This window comes from Flavobacterium flavigenum (assembly GCF_027111255.2).
Classification (GTDB): domain Bacteria; phylum Bacteroidota; class Bacteroidia; order Flavobacteriales; family Flavobacteriaceae; genus Flavobacterium; species Flavobacterium flavigenum.
In genome coordinates, this window is the sequence record NZ_CP114285.2 from 376,953 (window position 1) to 396,133 (window position 19,181).

Here is a 19,181-nt window from a genome sequence, read left to right on the forward strand (position 1 = left end):
ATAATGGCGAATCTTCACCCCTATTCTGGTGATATCAAGAACAAATTAGCCCCGATTGTTTTTTTACCGAAAAAGAAAGAGGCACTTCAATAAAAATTATACTTCGTTTCGTCGAGCCATACGCTGAGCGATGATGCTGGCGGCAATCAATTGAAAGGCATGATAAAGCATAAGCGGCAGTAATACGATACCCGTGATGGTACTGTGCTGAAAAAGTACTTTTGACATGACGGTACCGTGGACTAATGACTTTTTAGAGCCACAAAATAAGACCGTAATACGATCTTCATCTGAAAAGTCAAACAAACGACTAAGCAGTCCGACACAAAAGAATACAGCAAAAAATAATCCTATCATCCCCGCAGCGAGTCCGGCAAGTTCGACGACAGTGAAGCCTTCAAAAAGATGCTCGGAGAATGATTTACAAAAAGATGTGTAAATAATAGTGAGAATAACTCCCTGATCGAAATATTTGAGCTGTTTCTTATATTTTTCAGCAATGGCGCCAAAACGGGAGTTGAGGGTGATACCGATAATAACAGGTAGTAATACTTGAAGAATCAGTTTTATAAAAATATCTGTGACATCAAAATCGCCCGTTGCAGAAGCGATGAACAGCCCAACCCAAAGTGGAGTAACCACTACTCCAATCAAACTTGAAATACTCGCATTAAAAATGGCAGCGGGAATATTCCCTTTGGCGATGGAAACCATGACCACCGAAGAGGAAACTGTTGATGGTAACGCGGCCAGAAAAAATACACCCAGCCAAAGCAGCTCAAATCCGGAGTTGACAAACAAGGGTCGAAAAGCCAAAACGATGAGCGGAAAAAACAAAAAGGTTGTCAACTGAACCACAATGTGCATTTTCCAGTTTGAAAGCCCAGCCTTTAGTTTTTCAAAACTCAACTTCAAACCATAAAAAAGGAAAATCAACGACACACCTACATTGGCAATCTCTTCCAGCGAAACTGGTTCTTTGACCATACCAGGCTTCGGCAAAAAATAAGCCAGCAAAATCATAGTGCCAATCATTAATAAAAAGCCGTCAAAACCTGCTTTACTTAATACTTTTAATAATTTCTTCAATTTTATTCAGTTTAATTTTCTGCGCAAAGTTATCTTATACAACTAAAAAAGCTTCATAATACTAATACTTAAGAGAATTCAGCTGTTTTATGAGTCAAAATAAGTATTATTTACTTTTTTAAATGTAATTTTGAAACTTAAAAAGATTTTTATTCTATGGAAGAACTAGATACTACCGACCTGCTTTTGCTGAAAATATTAGGAAACAATTCAAGTTTTACTATCAAAGAACTTGCCGCGCAGGTAAATCTGTCACCAACTCCTGTATTGCAGCGTGTAAAAAGGCTGGAGAATAATGGCTACATCAAAAAATACATTGCCTTAATTGACCATGAGAAATTTGGCCATGGATTTATTGTTTTTTGCAATATAAAGCTCAAACAGCATGATCGTAACATTGGCAACAGCTTTGTCGAGGATATTATGAAAATTGATGAAGTGGTAGAATGTTATAACATTTCAGGAGATTATGATTTTATTCTTAAGGTTTTCGCAAAGGATATGAAACATTACCAAAATTTCGTCTTTAATAAATTAGGCTCCGTCGAAAGTATCGGCAGTACGCAGAGCACTTTTGTAATGTCAGAAATAAAAAACCTGCACAACATAAATCTATAACTTCATTATTAATTTTAATTTCGGCTCAGAATCGGTGTATTATTAAGTTTCCGAAATAATCTAAGACATAGTACAGAAACGAGTTTAGATGTTTAAGTTCCCCTCCTGCTCCAATTTTCACACAAACAAACCTTTATAAATTTTAATGTCATTATAATTTTATTGCTTTTTTTCATAAGATCATTTTAATATATTAGTATAAAAGAAAAAACATAGTTTTAAAAATTAACACTAATTAAGACCGCATGATAAACAGTTGTAGTATTTTTCTAACCGCATTTTTATTTATAACGATGATTTCCTGTAATTCATCAAACGCGATCGATTTTAAGGAATCGCTTGATCAATCGGAGCGCAGAGCTTTTGATATTATTGTTGGTAAAAAAGGCTCAGGAGAAAAAAAGCTGGAATATCTCGAAAAAGAAGATTATAAAAATGCTATAAAGGCAGTGGATCAACAGGCAATAGATTTCGATATTCTTATATCAGATATAAGCAAGTTATCTACTGATGATATTCCGGAAGGTCAGTCGCTAAAAACTGCCTCCCTGGAATATTATCAATCTCTTAAAGATCTTCATATATTCGATAAAAAAGAAATAGAGCAACAGGCAATTCTGAAAACATTAAAGAAAGATGAATTAGACAATGGCCTAAATAAGCTTATGGAACTGGCACGACAAAAAAAGATGCTTTACAATGCTATATACAAGAAAGAAGCTCTTCTATATACAGCTACACAACGTTTTAAGGCTGCTAATGGTATTTAACCACGAAAATCAATTTCATTATTATTTTAAATAATCAGTCAAATCCGTTTTTGATAAATAATCTAAATCATATACAGGACGTTCAATATCAAATGGAATCGGTCTTTTACTAAACTGCTGGAAATAAAGCAAGCAACCGTCTTTCCATATTTGAGCATCCCTGCTCTGACGACGCAGTTTACTTTGCACTTCAAAAAAACGCTGTTCATCCATATAAGGTTGCGCCTTATCCCATATTTTTTGAAATTCTCGTACTTCTTTTACACCTTTATCATAAGTATAACAAAGTTCATCCCAAAGAATGCGTCCATTTTTCATCTTATAATCCCATGGTAAATGATGAAACCATAATAAATATATTTCAGGACAGGTTTCAATATTTTCAAACTGACTTTTTAGTGGCTCATGATATTGACTTACAGCTCCGGAACCTTTTGCTGTTCGGTCAAAGCCAATTCCAGAAACATCTGCTTTATGATAATAAGCTGCTGTCCAGTCAGTACGGATTCCTTTAGGCTCAAACCACGGCCCAGAACCATAATGGGTATTGTTTAAACCTGCAAAAATATGATGAAGTCCAAGTGGCATTGAATAATTTACAGTTGCCTCATGACTTTCTAACATTAGTTGCTTTACAGGTTCAAGAAAGTTTTTTTTCCAATCAGATGGTTTACTATCTCTTACATCGATTGGAGAAAAAGTTAATTTTAACCATTCATCTACTATTTTTTCACTTGTAATTTGATTATTCCAGGCCATGCGGCCAAAGGCATACCAGTTTGACTGTGCAAAATGATGACCGCACCAATTGACATCCAAACCAATATTAGCGACACCTGCAATTGCTGTATATTTTTGAGGAAAAAGACTTCCATCAGTCGTAAGGGCAACGGTACTTCCTACCCCTTCCTGATAGGTATCACTTTTCAAAAACTCTTCCCACATCTTTGCCAAATAGACTAATTGTTCTGAATGGCCAAGATATTCCTGAGTAATTTGTAATTCGGGCATTACAGACGTTTTTTTCATTGCTCCAAAGAGTGGATTAAACGGTTCGCGTGGCTGAAAATCAACAGGTCCATTTTTTACCTGAATAATTACGTTGTCACGAAACTGGCCATCAAGCGGCATGAACTCATTATAAGCCTGTGCTGCCCTGTCCTTGCTGTTAATTTCATATACAAAAGCACGCCACATAATAATACCTCCGTAAGGTTTAACCACATCAGCAAGCATGTTAGCCCCATCAGCATGAGTTCGTTCAAAATCCTGTGGGCCAGGTTCTCCTTCACTATTGGCTTTAATTAAGAAGCCTCCAAAATCAGGTATGATTTTGTAAATTTCTTTTGTTTTATCTTTCCACCATTTAATTACTTCAGTATTTAAAGGGTCAGAAGTTTTTAATCCGCCAATTAATGCCGGGGAAGAAAATTTAACCGACAGATATGTTTTTATACCATACGGACGCAGAACTTCGGAAATTGCTTTTACCTTCTGAAGGCATTCAGTAGTTAGCATCAATTTTGAAGAATTGACATTATTCAAAACTGCCCCATTAATCCCGATAGAAGCATTGGCACGCGCATATTCTTTCCATAATATCCTGTCCTTATCCGTTATTGTAAAGCCCTTTTCCATATCATGCCAAAAAATTGACTTTCCTGCGTACCCACGTTCCACTGAACCATCCAGATTGTCCCAATGGTTTAAGATTCTTCGCTCGTAGGAAGGATTGTATATTTTATTTTGAATTTCTTCTCCGGTTTGCTGGCGACGTAAAAGTTCATAAACACCATATAAGATCCCAAGTTCTGTATTGGCCTGAATTTCATTTTCAGAAAGTTTGAAACCATCACCTTTAATTGCTTTGGATTTTTTTATACTCAAAAGAAGTTTAGCTCCGTTTTTACCTTGCCAGGATTGTTCCAGCTCCTTTTTGGCAATAGCTAGAGTTGAAGATTTACCGGAACAAACAATAGTTACTTTTCCCGTACTTTTTGCACGTAGCCAAAGAAGATGTCCGTCTTCTGCATGAAGATTAAAAGTTGTGGATATTAAAATTAAAAAGGCTGCTATTTTTTTCAGGTTCAATCTAATGTTGAAGTTTATTAAATCTATTTTGAATTATGTAAGACAGGAGGTGCTCCAAAATAACTCGGATAATTGTTGTCAGGGTTCACAACAATTTTTTCAAGCACTATTTCAGGATCTATCATAATTACTTTCAGTGTGTGAATTCCTGCTTCTTTGATATCTATTTCAAAATCCAGCCAACGCATATTATCAAAAATTTCATTTCGTCGGAATTGTCCGGCACCAATCAGGGCTATGTTTTTATTGATTGGCGGGTAAGGTTTTAAAACAGATGATCTGGCTAAAATTTCAGGTGTATATTCTTTGAATTCATCATGAAAACCTTTTCTTGCATCCAACACCTGAGGTGTCTGATCATCCATTGACACAGCAATTCTCAACCCGCGCTGCGGATATACATCCTGAGTAGGAAGGATACCCAAACAAACCGTACTTTTTCCGGTTGTTGGAAGAAATACTTTATATTCCAGTGTAGCACCGTCCTCTGCTGTACTGTTTCTGGCTGTTACAGGGGATATTCCCACATTAGCTTTGCCTTTGCCTAAATCCGGCAGGACAATCCATTTTGCATCTTTCCCGGGTTTATTAGCATTGAATTGATAGGCTGGAATAGTAAATTCACCTGTAAAATTACCAAAAAACGGTTCCTTAATTTTTGGCAATGCTGCTTTAACAGCATTAACAGATACAGCTATAATTTCATTGTCTTTTTTTATTTCGACAATGCCATTTGATTTTCCTTCGGGCAATTTTTTCCAGTCAACATCTACTAAAATCCGAAAATCTTTCTCTACCTTTCCGTTGTTACTACTTAATTTAATCCACGGCTGGTCTGCTTTTGCTTCAAACTCAAAAGAACCTGTACCCCGGTTGAAAACCTCTATATAATAAGATTGTTTTTTGAGAATATCAAAGACTGGAAGCTGAGGCTTTTCCTGATTTACAGGCCACGCTGCTTCAGAACCTTCTGTTGCAATTCCCATTGAGGGTTCAGTAAGTGGAGTTACTTCTTTTAATTCTGGTAATTTGTTTTCTTTTGGCATTTGCCAGGTAGTGTAACCAATATGAATATCTGACATCATATTTTTCCACTTCCCATTTGACATTGGACCGTTATAATAATCACTTAATTTTTTATCAAGAGCGAAAAGATCTTTTGCACGTTGAGCATAATCATTGGCACTAACTCTTCCTTGTTTGGCATAGAGCTGATTTTTACCTGCTGCAAGATATATTTCGGCAACGCCAGCAGAAGCCTTTGCAGGATAAAGTACTAACTGATAGTAAGTATCTTTTAGTTCCGGTGCAATTTTTGCTTCTAATGCTTCGGCTTTAGCGGTAACTTCCCGCCACAGTTGAAGCATGTGATCAGCTTCATTATGATTTACATAACTAAAAATTTGAGGTGTCTGGACTTCTGCCTTTCTTAAAAGATTGTATTTAGAATATTTAGAAACGATATCAGCGATTTCTTCTGCATGTTCCTTACCAAAAATACTTTTGGCCCAGTTAATCGTATAATCCATTGTTTTGCTTGCAGGATATGCATCAGGATTCCAGGCAAAATGCATAATGAAGTCAATAGGTAATTCTTTTGGCTTCAAATCACCCACATTAACTATCCAGATACGGTCAAGTCCGCTTTGATAAGCTAAATTGAATTGCTCCTGAAGCTTAGGAATAGTGGTAGTATTAACCCATCGATCGCTATTTGGCCCTCCGTTCATATCAATATGATAATACAGGCCGCTTCCGCCTTTTCTGTTTTTCTCTTTTGGTGGCGCAATACGACGGATATACCCCCAATTATTATCACAAAACAATAACGTAATATCGTCAGGAACATTGAATCCTGCATCATAGTATCGTTGCACTTCAGTAAAAATCGCCCATAATTGCGGATGGTTGGCAGGATCATCATTATAGACTTTCTGAATGATATCTCGTTGACTTTTTATTACATTTTCTAAAGTTTTAATATTATCAAGATCATCTCCTTTTCCCATCGCTACATCACCATCGCCACGCATACTCATAGTAATCAGGTTTTCATAATTTTTATTTCGATTAAGACCTTCAAACCAAAATTTCTCCAGGTTGGTACTGTTTTTAACAAAATCCCAGTCCCCTATTTCCTGTTTGCGTTTTGTATATTCTTTTTGTGAGCGCATCATTGGTTCGTGATGAGAAGTCCCCATTACAATACCGTATTCATCGGCTAAAGCAGGACTAATCGGATCATCTTCGTTAAATGCGTTGCCCCACATCGCAGGCCATAGATAATTGGCTTTCAGGCGTAAAAGCAATTCAAACATATTTACATACATTTTAGAATTAACCCCGCCAAATTTAGCGTTAGACCAACCTGTAAAAGAAGGCGATTCATCATTGATAAAAATACCACGGTATTTTACTTTAGGTGATTCCTGCACGTACCGGCCTGCTTTTACAAATAATTGATTATTTTTTTTAGCAGGAACATCAGCCCAAAAATACCAGGGAGAAACGCCTATTTTTTCAGAAATATCATAGATTCCATAAATGGTTCCCCGTTTATCACTTCCGGCAACAACCAAATTACCATCTACGGTTTGAATGACAAAGGATTCCCATTGCCCCTTTATTTCTGAAACGTCTATTTTTTTATGGGCAATTAACTGGTCTATTATTTTGCTTTTACCTATTGTTCCAATTAAAATTGTTCCTTTTGCAGGATATGTCAATTTGTGGACAACTTCCGATTTAATTCCGGAAACTTTATGCACATCATCTGCAAAGTCGTTAGCGGCACGTATTACGCCTTTCCAGTCTGAATCATCCAGATAGATTGAAGCTGACCTTCCATTAGCAACAATAGCAAAAGCATTTTTTGATGTTTTATGTTCAATATATTGTGGTGGTGTTTTGTAATCTGTTTTATTGGCAGCTTTGACCAGAAATGGTTTAAACAGTATAATCCCCAAAATAAACAATATAGCTTTTAATTTATTAATATTCATTTTTTACGGTTTAGTTAATATGTGCAATAGTTAGGTTTCATTAGAGATTAAATGAGCGCATAAAAAGATTTGCATTGATGGTTTATCAAATGAGAAATGATTTTTATCTTTTAAAGTCGGTCCTCTGCTATCTTACACGAAGCCTGAATACAAATGAAATTTTCTGCCAGAATAGACTATTCATTTCAAATTTCATTAGCTTTTATTTCGTTTTTGATTAATATTTGATAAGCTGCTCTGTCCATGTAGGTCCGGTAATGTAAAACATCCCATCTTCGTATTTTACGGGTTCAATACCCATTTGTGGGGTAAGTTCCCATGGCTGGAAAGACTGGCTGTATGGATAAGGTCTCTTGTCATACATAAAATAGTGACAGGAATTCCATAAATTTCCGTCAGGTCCTATAAACAGTGCATTATGTCCGGTCTCCTGATAAGGGTCTTCGGTATCAGCAAAAGAAAGATTTTCATAACCACCTTCCTTCGCCATTTGTTCCCTATACTGTTTTTTCCGTGTTCCGAAAATAGGATCTGGCGAAGCAAGTTCCCACGGCCCGAGAGGACTTTTTGATTTGAGTAAAGCTACTTCATAACCACGTGTCCATGTTGAGAAAAACATAAAATAAGTTCCTTCTTTTTTAATGACAAAAGGACCTTCAATACCGCCAACCATCCAATCGGGCCATCCAGGCTGTTTTTTATCGAGAAACTTCACTAGCGGTGTAGTTAATTTCCCTGTTTTCAAATCGATTTTTGACTGAAAAAGTCCGTTGCCACTGCAATATAAATATACTTGCCCATCTTCATCCTCAAACAACGTAGCATCGTTATTATATTGAGGTGTAATTGGTCCATTCAACAATTTATAAGGGCCAGTAATTTTATCTGACGAAAAAAGCCAGACATTATGAGTAGCCATACCTTTCGGATCTTCTTTGGTTACTTCCCCACTGTTTACAGTCATGTAGAATTTACCCTTTATTTTATGAATTTCAGGAGCCCAGAATCTTCCATTATAGGGTGTATTTGGAGGCAATTTCTTAGCGTCAATTAAAAAAGAATGCTGTTTCCAGTTAAGCAGATCCTTTGAAACTAATAATCGAACTCCGTGATTATGTCCTTCCCAAACAGGATTTGACGTTCCCACGCAATACCAAGTATCACTTTCTTTGATAATAAAATGATCTCGCATTGAAATTGCAGAATCCCTTGTTATAGGATTAGTATAGCGAAATTGTTTTTGTAGAGAACTTTTTTGCTTATTATTTTGTGCAAAATTTATATGTGCAATAAAAAAACATAATGATGATATTAACGTTAGTTTAAATGTTTTCATGATTTATTTATATAGAAATTCATTTATTTAAATGAGTTTTGGATAACCGCTATTATAAAGAATTATAAAAAAACAGAAGGCTAAATTAAATTGAAAGCCTTGTATAATTTGTTTTAACCTTCATTTGAATAGTCTTGAATTGAAAATTTAACGATTCATTACTCTTACCCATTTAGCAAATATAAAAAAATAGAATTAAAAACAACCGGTTGCATTTTATATTTTACTTTTATAGTGTAATACAGATTTTCTTTATCCTGGATATAAAGTTATAGGTAAGGCGGATAACATTTAAAATTAAGCTTTATAAAAACTAATTGCTTAAATTCAAAATTCTTTTTTTACTGCATCTTTTTAGAAAACATTAAGAAAGCTTTGTTTGACAAATTAGTATATTTGGCCATCATTTAAGATTTCCAAACAAAAATAATTTTAGTTTTCGAATAAAACGATGAAAAATACTAAGTTCACGTGTATAATTTTACTATTTCTGCTACTCTTTATCGGGAGTACGGAATCTGGTAGATATAAAGCTGAACAAAATCTTAATGAAAACCTTTGCGAGCTTTCTATTGCTGATATTCCGCAGTTTTTATCTTCGGATTTACTGAATAAAGAAATCCATATTCATTATGCTGTAAAGAAGAAAATTAAGTTTCGTGCCACTACTTCAGAATACACCACATTAAGGTCTCCCTATTACAGCAATCTGATAAAATTCAGAAATTATAAGAAAAGCCTAATTTATGGTATTGCCTCTATATACCAAATCCAGCGCCATACTTATCTCCACCTCTATCAATTATTCTAGGTCATAGAATAAGATTCGCATTTTTATAAATACAATTTAACTCACCTCTCTTTTTGTATCTGTAGCCAGATGTAAAGAGCAAATTTTTGTTTATAAAACTGTACTATACAATCCGAAACGGCTCAAGCTATATTCGGAGCATTTCCATTTTTCTAAAACCAATTATAACTTCCCTGTAGCAATCTATAAGGGGAGAAAATCTATTTATATCATAAAAAAATAATCATGAACACCAAAAACAATTCATTTTTCATTGTAATATTATCGCTTTTTGTCCTGGTCTCGTGCGGCGATAAAGCCAGAAAGAACTCAGACAAAATAAAAACAGTTCCGGTCTATAAAATTACCTTAAAAGACACTATAGTTTCGAGCAAATTTGTTGCCGATGTGCAGGCAAAAAACAATGTAGAAATTCATGCCCGCATTCCGGGTTTACTGGATAAAGTGTACGTAAGTGAAGGTCAAAAAGTAAAAAAAGGACAAATACTTTTTAAAATTAGCGACCTGGAACTTCAGATTCAGCTTTTGAAGGCAGAAGCTGTTTATAAAAGTGCAAAAGCCGATCTAAGAATCGCAACTGTTGAGCTGGAGCAAGCCCAAACCCTTTTCAATAAAAAAGTAATTGCGGATAAAGAACTGGAATTATCCAAAGCAAAATACGAAGCAGCTTCTGCGAAAGTAGCACATGCTGTGGCAGAAAAAAAAGCGATTACACAGCAGATTAGTTTTACTACAATCTGCGCCCCTTTTAACGGAACTATTGACCGTATTCCGCTTAAAGAAGGAAGTTTAGTTGAAAACGGCTCATTATTGACCACTGTTTCTCAATTAGATGATGTTTATGCTTACTTCTCAATTCCGGAAAATACCTATTTCCAAATGATGGAAGACAAAACCTTAAACACACATGGTGATATCAAACTTATATTGCCAAACGGAATGGTCTATGGTCAAAAAGGAGAACTAAGAACTGCTGACGGGGAAATCGACAGACAGACAGGTTCTATTCAATACAAAGCAAAATTTCATAATCCGCAGGGATTTATCAAACACGGAACTTCTGGAAAACTGATTATCTCAGAACCCAAAACCAATGCAATTTTAATTCCGCAGAAAGCTGTTTTTTCTATTCAGGACAAACAATACGTTTTCCGCGTGAACAAAGATGGAGTAGTTAAAATGACAAATGTTACAATTGAAACCACTCTTGATGATGTTTACATCTTAAACGATGGACTAAAAAGTGATGACCTGATTGTACAGGAAGGTACGCAATCATTAAGAGACGGCGATAAAATCAACATGAAACAAATGTAGTTTTATTGATCTGTAAAACAGTTATTTAATTATTTATCTAAAAAATTTAAAATGATAGAGCTATTTATCAGAAGGAAGATATTGTCCTTAATCATCTCGGTTATGATAGTCCTTCTGGGATTGCTGGCGTTGTTTCAGCTTCCCATTACCCAATTCCCAGATATTGTACCACCGTCTGTAACCGTTACAGCAAAATATACAGGAGCAAATGCAGAGGTTTCCGCCAATGCTGTCGCCCTTCCGCTCGAAAGAGCCATAAACGGAGTTCCCGGAATGACGTATATGTCAACCGTAACTTCGAATGATGGTTTGACCTTAATTCAGGTTTTCTTTGAAGTAGGAACCGATCCCGATTTGGCTGCCGTAAACGTACAGAACAGGGTTACCACAATTCTGGATGAACTTCCGGAAGAGGTAATTCGTGCCGGAGTTACGACCGAGAAAGAGGTAAACAGTATGCTGATGTACCTGAACATTACAAGTACCGACAAAACTCAGGATGAGCAGTTTATCTTCAACTTTACAGACATTAATATTCTTCAGGAATTAAAGCGTATTGATGGTGTAGGACGTGCCGAAATTATGGGGCAAAAAGAATATTCGATGCGTGTCTGGCTGGATCCGGAAAAAATGCTTTCGTATAATATTTCGGCAAATGAAGTTATTAATTCGCTTCAAAAACAAAACATTTCTGCCGCTCCTGGTAAAGTTGGTGAAGGATCCGGACAAATGGACAATCAATTGCAATATGTAATTAAATACGGAGGGAAATTCTTTGAGCCAAATCAGTACGAAGAAATTCCGTTAAGGGCCAATTCAGACGGAACAATTTTAAGATTAAAAGATATTTCGAAAATTGAATTTGGTGCGATGAGTTACGGAATGGTTTCTAAAACCGATGGAAAACCTTCTGCATCCATCATGCTGAAACAGCGTCCGGGTTCCAATGCCTCTGAAGTAATTGCAAGTGTAAAAGAAAAAATGACCGAACTAAAAGGTTCATCTTTTCCTCCAGGAATGGAATTCAACATTGCTTATGATGTTTCACGTTTCCTTGATGCTTCTATTGACGAAGTATTAAAAACTTTGATTGAAGCATTTATTTTAGTAGCTTTTGTGGTTTTCCTTTTCCTTCAGGACTGGAGATCAACTTTAATTCCGGTTTTAGCGGTTCCTGTGGCGCTTATTGGTGCATTTACTTTTATGTCGATGATGGGATTCTCTATTAACTTATTGACGCTTTTCGCTTTAGTACTTTCCATCGGAATTGTAGTTGATAACGCGATTGTCGTTGTCGAAGCCGTCCACGTAAAAATCACCGAAGAACACATGTCACCAATGGACGCTACGATTAGCGCCATGAAAGAAATTACAGGTGCCGTTATCGCGATTACCATTGTAATGGCTGCGGTGTTTATTCCAGTTGCCTTCTTGAGCGGTCCCGTTGGCGTTTTCTACAGGCAGTTTTCTTTAACAATGGCAATCAGTATTGTAATTTCCGGAATTAATGCGCTTACGCTTACTCCTGCCCTTTGCGCCATTATGCTGAAACCACATGATCCAAATAAAGAGAAAAAATCACTTTTAGATCGTTTCTTCCACAGATTCAATAATTGGTTTGATTCTATTACGTTAAAATATATAAAAGTATTAGTGAAATTTGCTGATCGTAATACGGTTACAGTTGGTTTATTAGTATTGTTTTGTGTTTTAACTTGGGGAACGACAAAGTTTTTAGCATCAGGATTTATTCCGACGGAAGATCAAGGTATGGTTTACGTGAGCGTTACAACGCCACAAGGAGCAACTGTAGAACGTACTGAAAAAGCGTTGGATGAAGTAACCAAAATTGCGCAAGGAATTAAAGGTGTTGATAACGTGACTACTCTTGCCGGATACAGTATTGTAACTGAAATTGCCGGAGCTTCGTACGGAATGGGGATGATCAACCTGAAAGACTGGAGCGAACGTGATGTTTCGGTTACCGATTTTATGGCAGAATTGATAGAAAAAACAAAAAACATTACCGACGCACAAATCGAGATTTTTGCACCACCAACTGTTCCTGGTTTTGGTAATACGAGTGGTTTTGAGCTTCGTTTGCTGGATAAATCTGGAGGAAGTATCACCAATACAGATAAAGTAACGAAAGAATTCATCGCAGCATTAAATGCTTCTCCGGAAATTCAGAACTCATTCTCGAGTTTTGATGCCACTTTCCCACAATATTTAATTCATATTGATTATGATTTGGCTGCCAAAAAAGGAATTTCGGTTGACAATGCCATGAGCACTTTGCAGACGATGTTAGGTTCTTTTTATGCCACCAATTTTATCCGTTTCTCTCAAATGTATAAAGTTATGGTTCAGGCAAGTCCGCAATTCCGTCAAAATCCGGAAAGCATTTTGGATATGTATCTGAAGAATGAAGCTGGCGAAATGGTTCCGTTTTCTACTTTCATCAAATTAGAAAGAGTCTATGGGCCTGAAGTTTTAACGCGTTACAACATGTACATGTCGGCAATGATTAACGGAGAACCAGCTGAAGGTTACAGTTCTGGAGATGCCATTGCTGCCGTCGAAAGAATCGCCGCCGAAAAACTGCCAAGCCGTTTTGAACTAGAATGGTCCGGTATGACACGTGAAGAAATTCTTTCGGGTAACCAAACCATATACATTTTTGCGCTCTGTATACTTTTCGTATACTTATTATTAGCGGCTCAGTACGAAAGTTTATTGCTTCCGTTTCCGGTATTATTGAGCTTGCCTGTCGGGGTTTTCGGTTCTTACATTGCACTTGTAATGGTCGGATTAGACAATAACATTTATGCCCAGGTAGCACTCGTCATGCTGATTGGTCTGCTCGCCAAAAACGCCATTCTGATTGTTGAATTTGCTATGGCACAGAACAAACTCGGACGTGATATTGTCGAAGCTGCGATTGAAGGCGCCCGACTTCGTTTCCGTCCTATTTTGATGACTTCGTTTGCTTTTATTTCAGGATTGATTCCGTTGTGTATTGCTTCTGGCGCAGGTGCAATTGGTAATCGTTCCATTGGTACAGCAGCTGCAGGTGGAATGTTAATAGGAACTGTATTTGGTCTTTTAATAATTCCTGGACTTTATATACTTTTTGCAAAATTAGAAAAACGGATGAGTAAATCTTAGTATATAATTTTAAACACATAGAAACATAGAGTTTAGGAAACTTAAGAAGGCGTTTCACTTTTCTAAAATTCACATAGCTATGTGTTAGAAACTAGTTTCTTTTCATTTCCTTTTCGAAAAGAAAAATCTATGTTTCTATGTGTTAAAATAAAAATTTAGACAAAAGATTGAACAAATAAATTAAACAATGAAAGACCTATTAAATCAATATAAAAATGCTAACATGATAAGGACAACTAAAAGTGCCGTTTTTATAACGAGTATTTTACTTTTGACAGCTTGTGCTGCACCAAAAGTCAGCACTAAATTAGACGCTGCAAAACTTCCTGAAAATTTTGATACACAGCGAAAACAAGTGGCTAAGGCTGATTTTATTCCATTAAAAACAGAAACCTTTTTTAAAGATCCAAAATTAGAGGAATTACTTAAAAAAGTCATTGCCAAAAATCCGGATTATTTAATCATGCAGGAAAGAATTTTAATTGCCAATTCGCATTTAAAAGTAGCAAAACTGGCGCTTCTTCCCTCTTTAGATCTTGTAGCAGATGTTTCTGGAACGCATTTCGGAAAATATACCATGGAAGGCGTTGGAAACTTTGATACCAACTTTTCTCAGAATATCACCGAAAAACAAAAAATAAATGAAAAGCTTTCACCAAACTATTTTTTAGGCGGAAAAGTTTCATGGGAAGCTGATATCTGGGGAAAACTGAGCAATCGTAAAAAAGCGGCACAGCAAAGATATTTTGCTTCTCAACAAGGAATTCGTTTGCTGCAGACACGTCTTTTAGGAGATGTGGCCGACTTGTATTTCAAGCTGATTGCTTTAGATAAACAAGCTGCGATTTATGACAACAACTTAAAAACGCAGGAAAGAGCACTTGATATTGTTTCGGCACAAAGATCGGTTGGAAAAGCCACAGAACTTGCTGTACAGCAGTTTAATGCGCAAAACAATAACATTCATGCCGAAGCTTCTGAATTGAAACTGAGCATTGATCAGACTGAAAAAGCTTTATTAACTCTTTTAGGAGAATACGGCGGGAAAATTGACAGAAGCAACGATTTCTTATCTGGACATTTAGAGGTTTTAAACCAAAAATTCAGTGTGGATTCTATCATTCACAAAAGACCAGATGTTTCAGAGGCTTACTTCGAATTATTAGCCAGTAATGCAGATGCAAAATCGGCTCGTGCCGCCTTTTTCCCGACTGTAAATCTCGGAACTTATGCAGGTTTTAATTCGTTTTCTTTCAACACTCTTTTTGATGCAGGATCATTCGCATGGCAATTATTAGGCGGTTTGACAGCTCCGGTTTTCAACAAAGGCCAGATTAAACAGAATTTTTATGTTTCGAATAGAAGGCAGGAAATTTCGTTTCTTCAATATCAAAATACAGTTACAACAGCTTTTAATGAATTAAGTGCTTTATTGCACCGAAACGAGGCCTATGAAGATGTTTTGAAATACAAAATGAATGAAATTAATCATCTTGAAATTGCTGTAAATGTTTCAAATGATTTGTATCTGAGTGGTTATGCTAATTATCTGGAAATCATTAATGCTCAGCAAAATAAACTTCAGGCTGAACTTGACTTTGTGAACATTCAGTTAAAGAATGCGGAATCTCAGGTTTTATTGTATAAAGCCCTAGGAGGTGGAATCAATTGATTTACTTATTAAAGACTTTTATTAAGCCATACATTTTAATATACTGCCCCAAAAAGTTAAGACTATTTGGGGCAGTTTAAAATTTCAGGATTAGTTATAGATTAACAGCAGTTAGAAAAAAGGTATTTGAGCCGTTTGCTTATTTAATCCAATTCGCTATTAAAATTATTACAAAATCACATTTGACCAAGCAACTCCATAATCTTATTATAAATGGCCGTATTTTGATACACTCCTTTAAAATTATCAGCGCCGGGACCATACGCAAAAACAGGAACAGGTATAGCCGTGTGATCATTGGTACTGAAATTTCCATGAACATATCCTTTTTCAATATTTCCGTCAATTAAGGATAATCCGCCTGTTTCGTGATCAGCTGTGACAATCAGTAATGTTTCCAGATTTTTATCGACATATTCCATTGCTTTTCCAACTAACTGATCAAAATCAAGCATTTCGCGAACAACATATTCTACATTATTCTGGTGTCCCCCGTAATCAATCTGCGCACCTTCGGCCATAATAAAAAACGGATTTTTTGTTTTTGCAAAAGTATGAGTTGTTTTGATGAAGGATTTTACTAAAAAATCTCCTCTCCCATCTTTAACAGAAATTATTGCCGAATCATCTAAGACTACCATTTTATTATTTTTTATAGTATCCAGACTGCTGAATTTATCCGAAAAAGAATAGCCTTTTTCAATCAGCATTTTAGATAAATCTGTGCCGTCTTTTCTTGTTTTAAATTCTTTTACTCCCCCTCCAATTAAGATATCAGCCGGATTGCTTAAAAAATCATAAGCTATTGGTTCGTTGTAACTCCTTTCTGGCTGATGGGCGTAAAAAGCGGCCGGTGTTGCATCTGTAATATTTCCTGCAGAAATAATAGCCGTTTTAAAATTTTTCTTTGCTAACTGCTGCGTAATTGCCTCTAAAGGCTTTTCGTTTTCATCTACACTAATGAACCGGTTGTTTGTTTTACTTCCGGTTGCCATTGCAGTTGCTCCCGCAGCTGAATCTGTAATATAACTATCTGAAGATTTAGTAATTGAAAGTCCCTGTGTTGGAATATTAAAAAGACTTAACTGGCCTTTGTTAGCTGTATAACCGGCATAAATCTGGGCAAGCCCCATTCCGTCACCAATAAGAAGAATTACATTTTTTGGCTTGTTCTTAGTGAAAGCCTTTTGGTTTTTGGGGATATATGCGTTATGAAATACTGTATTCTGATAAAAGTTTGCTTTAATTTTAGTTATGAATCCGGCTAATTTGGCAACATCATCGGTAGCAATAAAATCCACTTTTAAATTCATCAGGGTCATCCAGGTATTGACATTATCCTGTGTGCCCCAAAATCTGATTTTTTTATTCAGATCATGTACTTTTTTAATTGCCGACTGCATTTTGTGCAGATCTGCCTGTGTCAGAACACCTTTGCCATTCCATAAAGTAATCTCTTTTAAGTCAGTACTGATCATTTCAATGCGCGACAACTCTTCAGCATTGTAATTTTCATTCAGTCTTCCGTCAAAATAAATAAATTGCGGATAATTCATCCACTGTGACTGTAAAGGTCTGTTTCCAGAAATAACAATTTTAATATTATTAGAAAGGATAGCCGGAAATGTATTTAACTGCTGCACTATTGCTTTTAAGGTTGCATCGGCATCAGATTTAACATCTATCATCAAAATCAAAGGTTTATTGTCAGGATAGGCTTTTCCTTCCAAGTCTTTTAATTTAGAAGAAAGCGGTTCAAAATATAAACTTTTGAGGGTGTTTTGCAGCTTAATTTCTTTTGAAGTATGAGCAACAAAAAGTTCGTCATTTACTAAAAAAACATCCGCTTCAATAACACCGGCTTCATTGGCATAGGCTTCATAAAAAGGCAATGCACCGGCATAATCATTGTGCGAATGAATATTAGAAGAATTGTATTCCTGCGCATTTGCAAACAGGAAGATTTGGAGGCAAAAAAGGGTTATTATTTTTTTCATCAAAATTGAAATTATTCATCACATGACCGTAGGTAACCATACGTAGAATTTTTATTATTTACTATCTGCAGCGCAATCTATTGGTTTTACTATTTATATTCTACAGCTGCAAACTCTGGGGGAAGTCTGCAGTGTAGAAATAAAAAAAATAAAAAAATAACACTAAACTAACGATTACCAGTCTGTACAGTCATTTGACTTCACTGGTTTTTTTTAAAATATTTTATAAAACTGTTTTGGAATGATTGGGGAAAAATTTACTCAGCAATAAAATGATTTATTTATTTTCACAGATACTTCACTTTTTTATTTCAGTAGTATAGATGACCTCGCCATTTTCATTGACAGCCTGTACATACAACGTGTCGGCTAAGACAGAAAACACCATAAAACCGTATTTTGAAACGGCAAGTTTACTAAAAGGCAAACGATCTATTGGAGTAACTTCTGAAGCAGATCCTGAAACGAAATAATGTGTCTTTCCTTCTGGAAGCATATGTTGTAAATCATGATCATGCCCTGCGATATAGGCGTCTACCTGATATTTGTCAAAAAGTGATTTGAGTGATTTTCGTACGGCTTTGGTATCGTAGCTTTCTCTCCTTTTCAGGGTCGCTGTAAACAACGGATGGTGTCCAACGACTAACTTCCATTTTACGGTTTTTGGAACATCAGTTAGCGTTTTGATTAACCATTTTTTTTGTGCAGTCGAATCTTTTGAAGTGAGATTTTTTGAATATTGTTCATTTTTGTAAAATTCAGGAATTAAGGCATTGGTATCTATAAAAGCAATCAGTACCTGCTGGTTAGCATCTCCGTTAATATTAAAAGTTTTGCTGTAATAACGGGCGGGCATATTCCAGCGGCGGCTTATTTTTGAATAAGCAACCTGTGCATCTGCATTTCCGGCATAATCATGGTTTCCTAATACCGGATACCAGTTCCAGTGCAATGAAAAGTCGGTATAAATATCTTCAAAAGAAGATTTCCATTGCGGATCATGTTCACTGGCTACTCCCACCGGATAAAAATTATCGCCAGTGGAAATTATAAAATCACGGTTTATGGCTGTTGCCGTTTTGCCCATTTGTTTTGCTACCGGAATCTGATGGTCTTCGCCAAATCTTCCCCAGTCTCCCATTACAATAAAGTTTAGCGCATTGGGGTATTTTTTTACACTATTATCTGTTGTCTGGGCAACAGCAAAATTCAAAGAGAGTGCGCAAATAAATAGCAGTAATCTGTTTTTTTGTAATACTTGCATTTTCATTTTCAATATTTTAAGATTGAAGGCTGTTAAAAAGTTACAG

General features: G+C 36.0%; 12 protein-coding genes. 6 read left to right on the forward strand and 6 right to left on the reverse strand.

The window, feature by feature from the left end; genetic code table 11:
• Nucleotides 1-96: 96 nt before the first annotated feature.
• Complete coding sequence (locus OZP09_RS01290) at nt 97-1,089, reverse strand: bile acid:sodium symporter family protein (protein ID WP_269236120.1); 993 nt, start codon at nt 1,087-1,089, stop codon at nt 97-99.
• Nucleotides 1,090-1,245: 156 nt separating this feature from the next.
• Here OZP09_RS01290 and OZP09_RS01295 point away from each other — a divergent pair, with 156 nt between their 5' ends.
• Nucleotides 1,246-1,707, forward strand: a complete 462-nt coding sequence (locus OZP09_RS01295; RefSeq protein ID WP_125720493.1) for an Lrp/AsnC family transcriptional regulator — start codon at nt 1,246-1,248, stop codon at nt 1,705-1,707.
• Between the two features lie 245 nt (nt 1,708-1,952).
• Nucleotides 1,953-2,477, forward strand: a complete 525-nt coding sequence (locus OZP09_RS01300; RefSeq protein ID WP_281310139.1) for a hypothetical protein — start codon at nt 1,953-1,955, stop codon at nt 2,475-2,477.
• Nucleotides 2,478-2,498: 21 nt separating this feature from the next.
• Here OZP09_RS01300 and OZP09_RS01305 read toward each other — a convergent pair whose 3' ends face one another.
• From OZP09_RS01305 to OZP09_RS01315, 3 genes are all read right to left on the reverse strand, one after another.
• On the reverse strand, nt 2,499-4,568 hold the full coding sequence (locus tag OZP09_RS01305) for an alpha-glucuronidase (protein WP_281310140.1): 2,070 nt from the start codon (nt 4,566-4,568) through the stop codon (nt 2,499-2,501).
• Between the two features lie 23 nt (nt 4,569-4,591).
• Nucleotides 4,592-7,570: a glycosyl hydrolase 115 family protein gene (locus OZP09_RS01310; protein ID WP_281310141.1), complete on the reverse strand. Its 2,979-nt coding sequence runs from the start codon at nt 7,568-7,570 to the stop codon at nt 4,592-4,594.
• A 217-nt stretch (nt 7,571-7,787) separates the two neighbouring features.
• Complete coding sequence (locus tag OZP09_RS01315; RefSeq protein WP_269236127.1) at nt 7,788-8,906, reverse strand: glycoside hydrolase family 43 protein; 1,119 nt, start codon at nt 8,904-8,906, stop codon at nt 7,788-7,790.
• A gap of 451 nt (nt 8,907-9,357) precedes the next feature.
• Here OZP09_RS01315 and OZP09_RS01320 point away from each other — a divergent pair, with 451 nt between their 5' ends.
• The 4 genes from OZP09_RS01320 (at nt 9,358) to OZP09_RS01335 (ending at nt 15,874) form a co-directional block, all read left to right on the forward strand.
• Nucleotides 9,358-9,717 (forward strand): hypothetical protein, encoded by a 360-nt coding sequence (locus tag OZP09_RS01320; RefSeq protein ID WP_269236128.1) that lies wholly within the window; start codon nt 9,358-9,360, stop codon nt 9,715-9,717.
• 225 nt (nt 9,718-9,942) lie between these two features.
• Nucleotides 9,943-11,034 (forward strand): efflux RND transporter periplasmic adaptor subunit, encoded by a 1,092-nt coding sequence (locus OZP09_RS01325; protein WP_281310142.1) that lies wholly within the window; start codon nt 9,943-9,945, stop codon nt 11,032-11,034.
• Nucleotides 11,035-11,085: 51 nt separating this feature from the next.
• Nucleotides 11,086-14,202 (forward strand): efflux RND transporter permease subunit, encoded by a 3,117-nt coding sequence (locus OZP09_RS01330; protein ID WP_269236132.1) that lies wholly within the window; start codon nt 11,086-11,088, stop codon nt 14,200-14,202.
• A gap of 187 nt (nt 14,203-14,389) precedes the next feature.
• Complete coding sequence (locus OZP09_RS01335; protein WP_269236133.1) at nt 14,390-15,874, forward strand: TolC family protein; 1,485 nt, start codon at nt 14,390-14,392, stop codon at nt 15,872-15,874.
• Between the two features lie 176 nt (nt 15,875-16,050).
• Here the strand turns inward: OZP09_RS01335 and OZP09_RS01340 are convergent, their stop codons facing one another.
• A complete protein-coding gene (locus OZP09_RS01340; protein ID WP_269236134.1) occupies nt 16,051-17,871 on the reverse strand; it encodes an alkaline phosphatase in 1,821 nt (606 codons plus the stop codon).
• 298 nt (nt 17,872-18,169) lie between these two features.
• Nucleotides 18,170-19,141: a purple acid phosphatase family protein gene (locus OZP09_RS01345; protein ID WP_269236135.1), complete on the reverse strand. Its 972-nt coding sequence runs from the start codon at nt 19,139-19,141 to the stop codon at nt 18,170-18,172.
• Nucleotides 19,142-19,181: the final 40 nt, after the last annotated feature.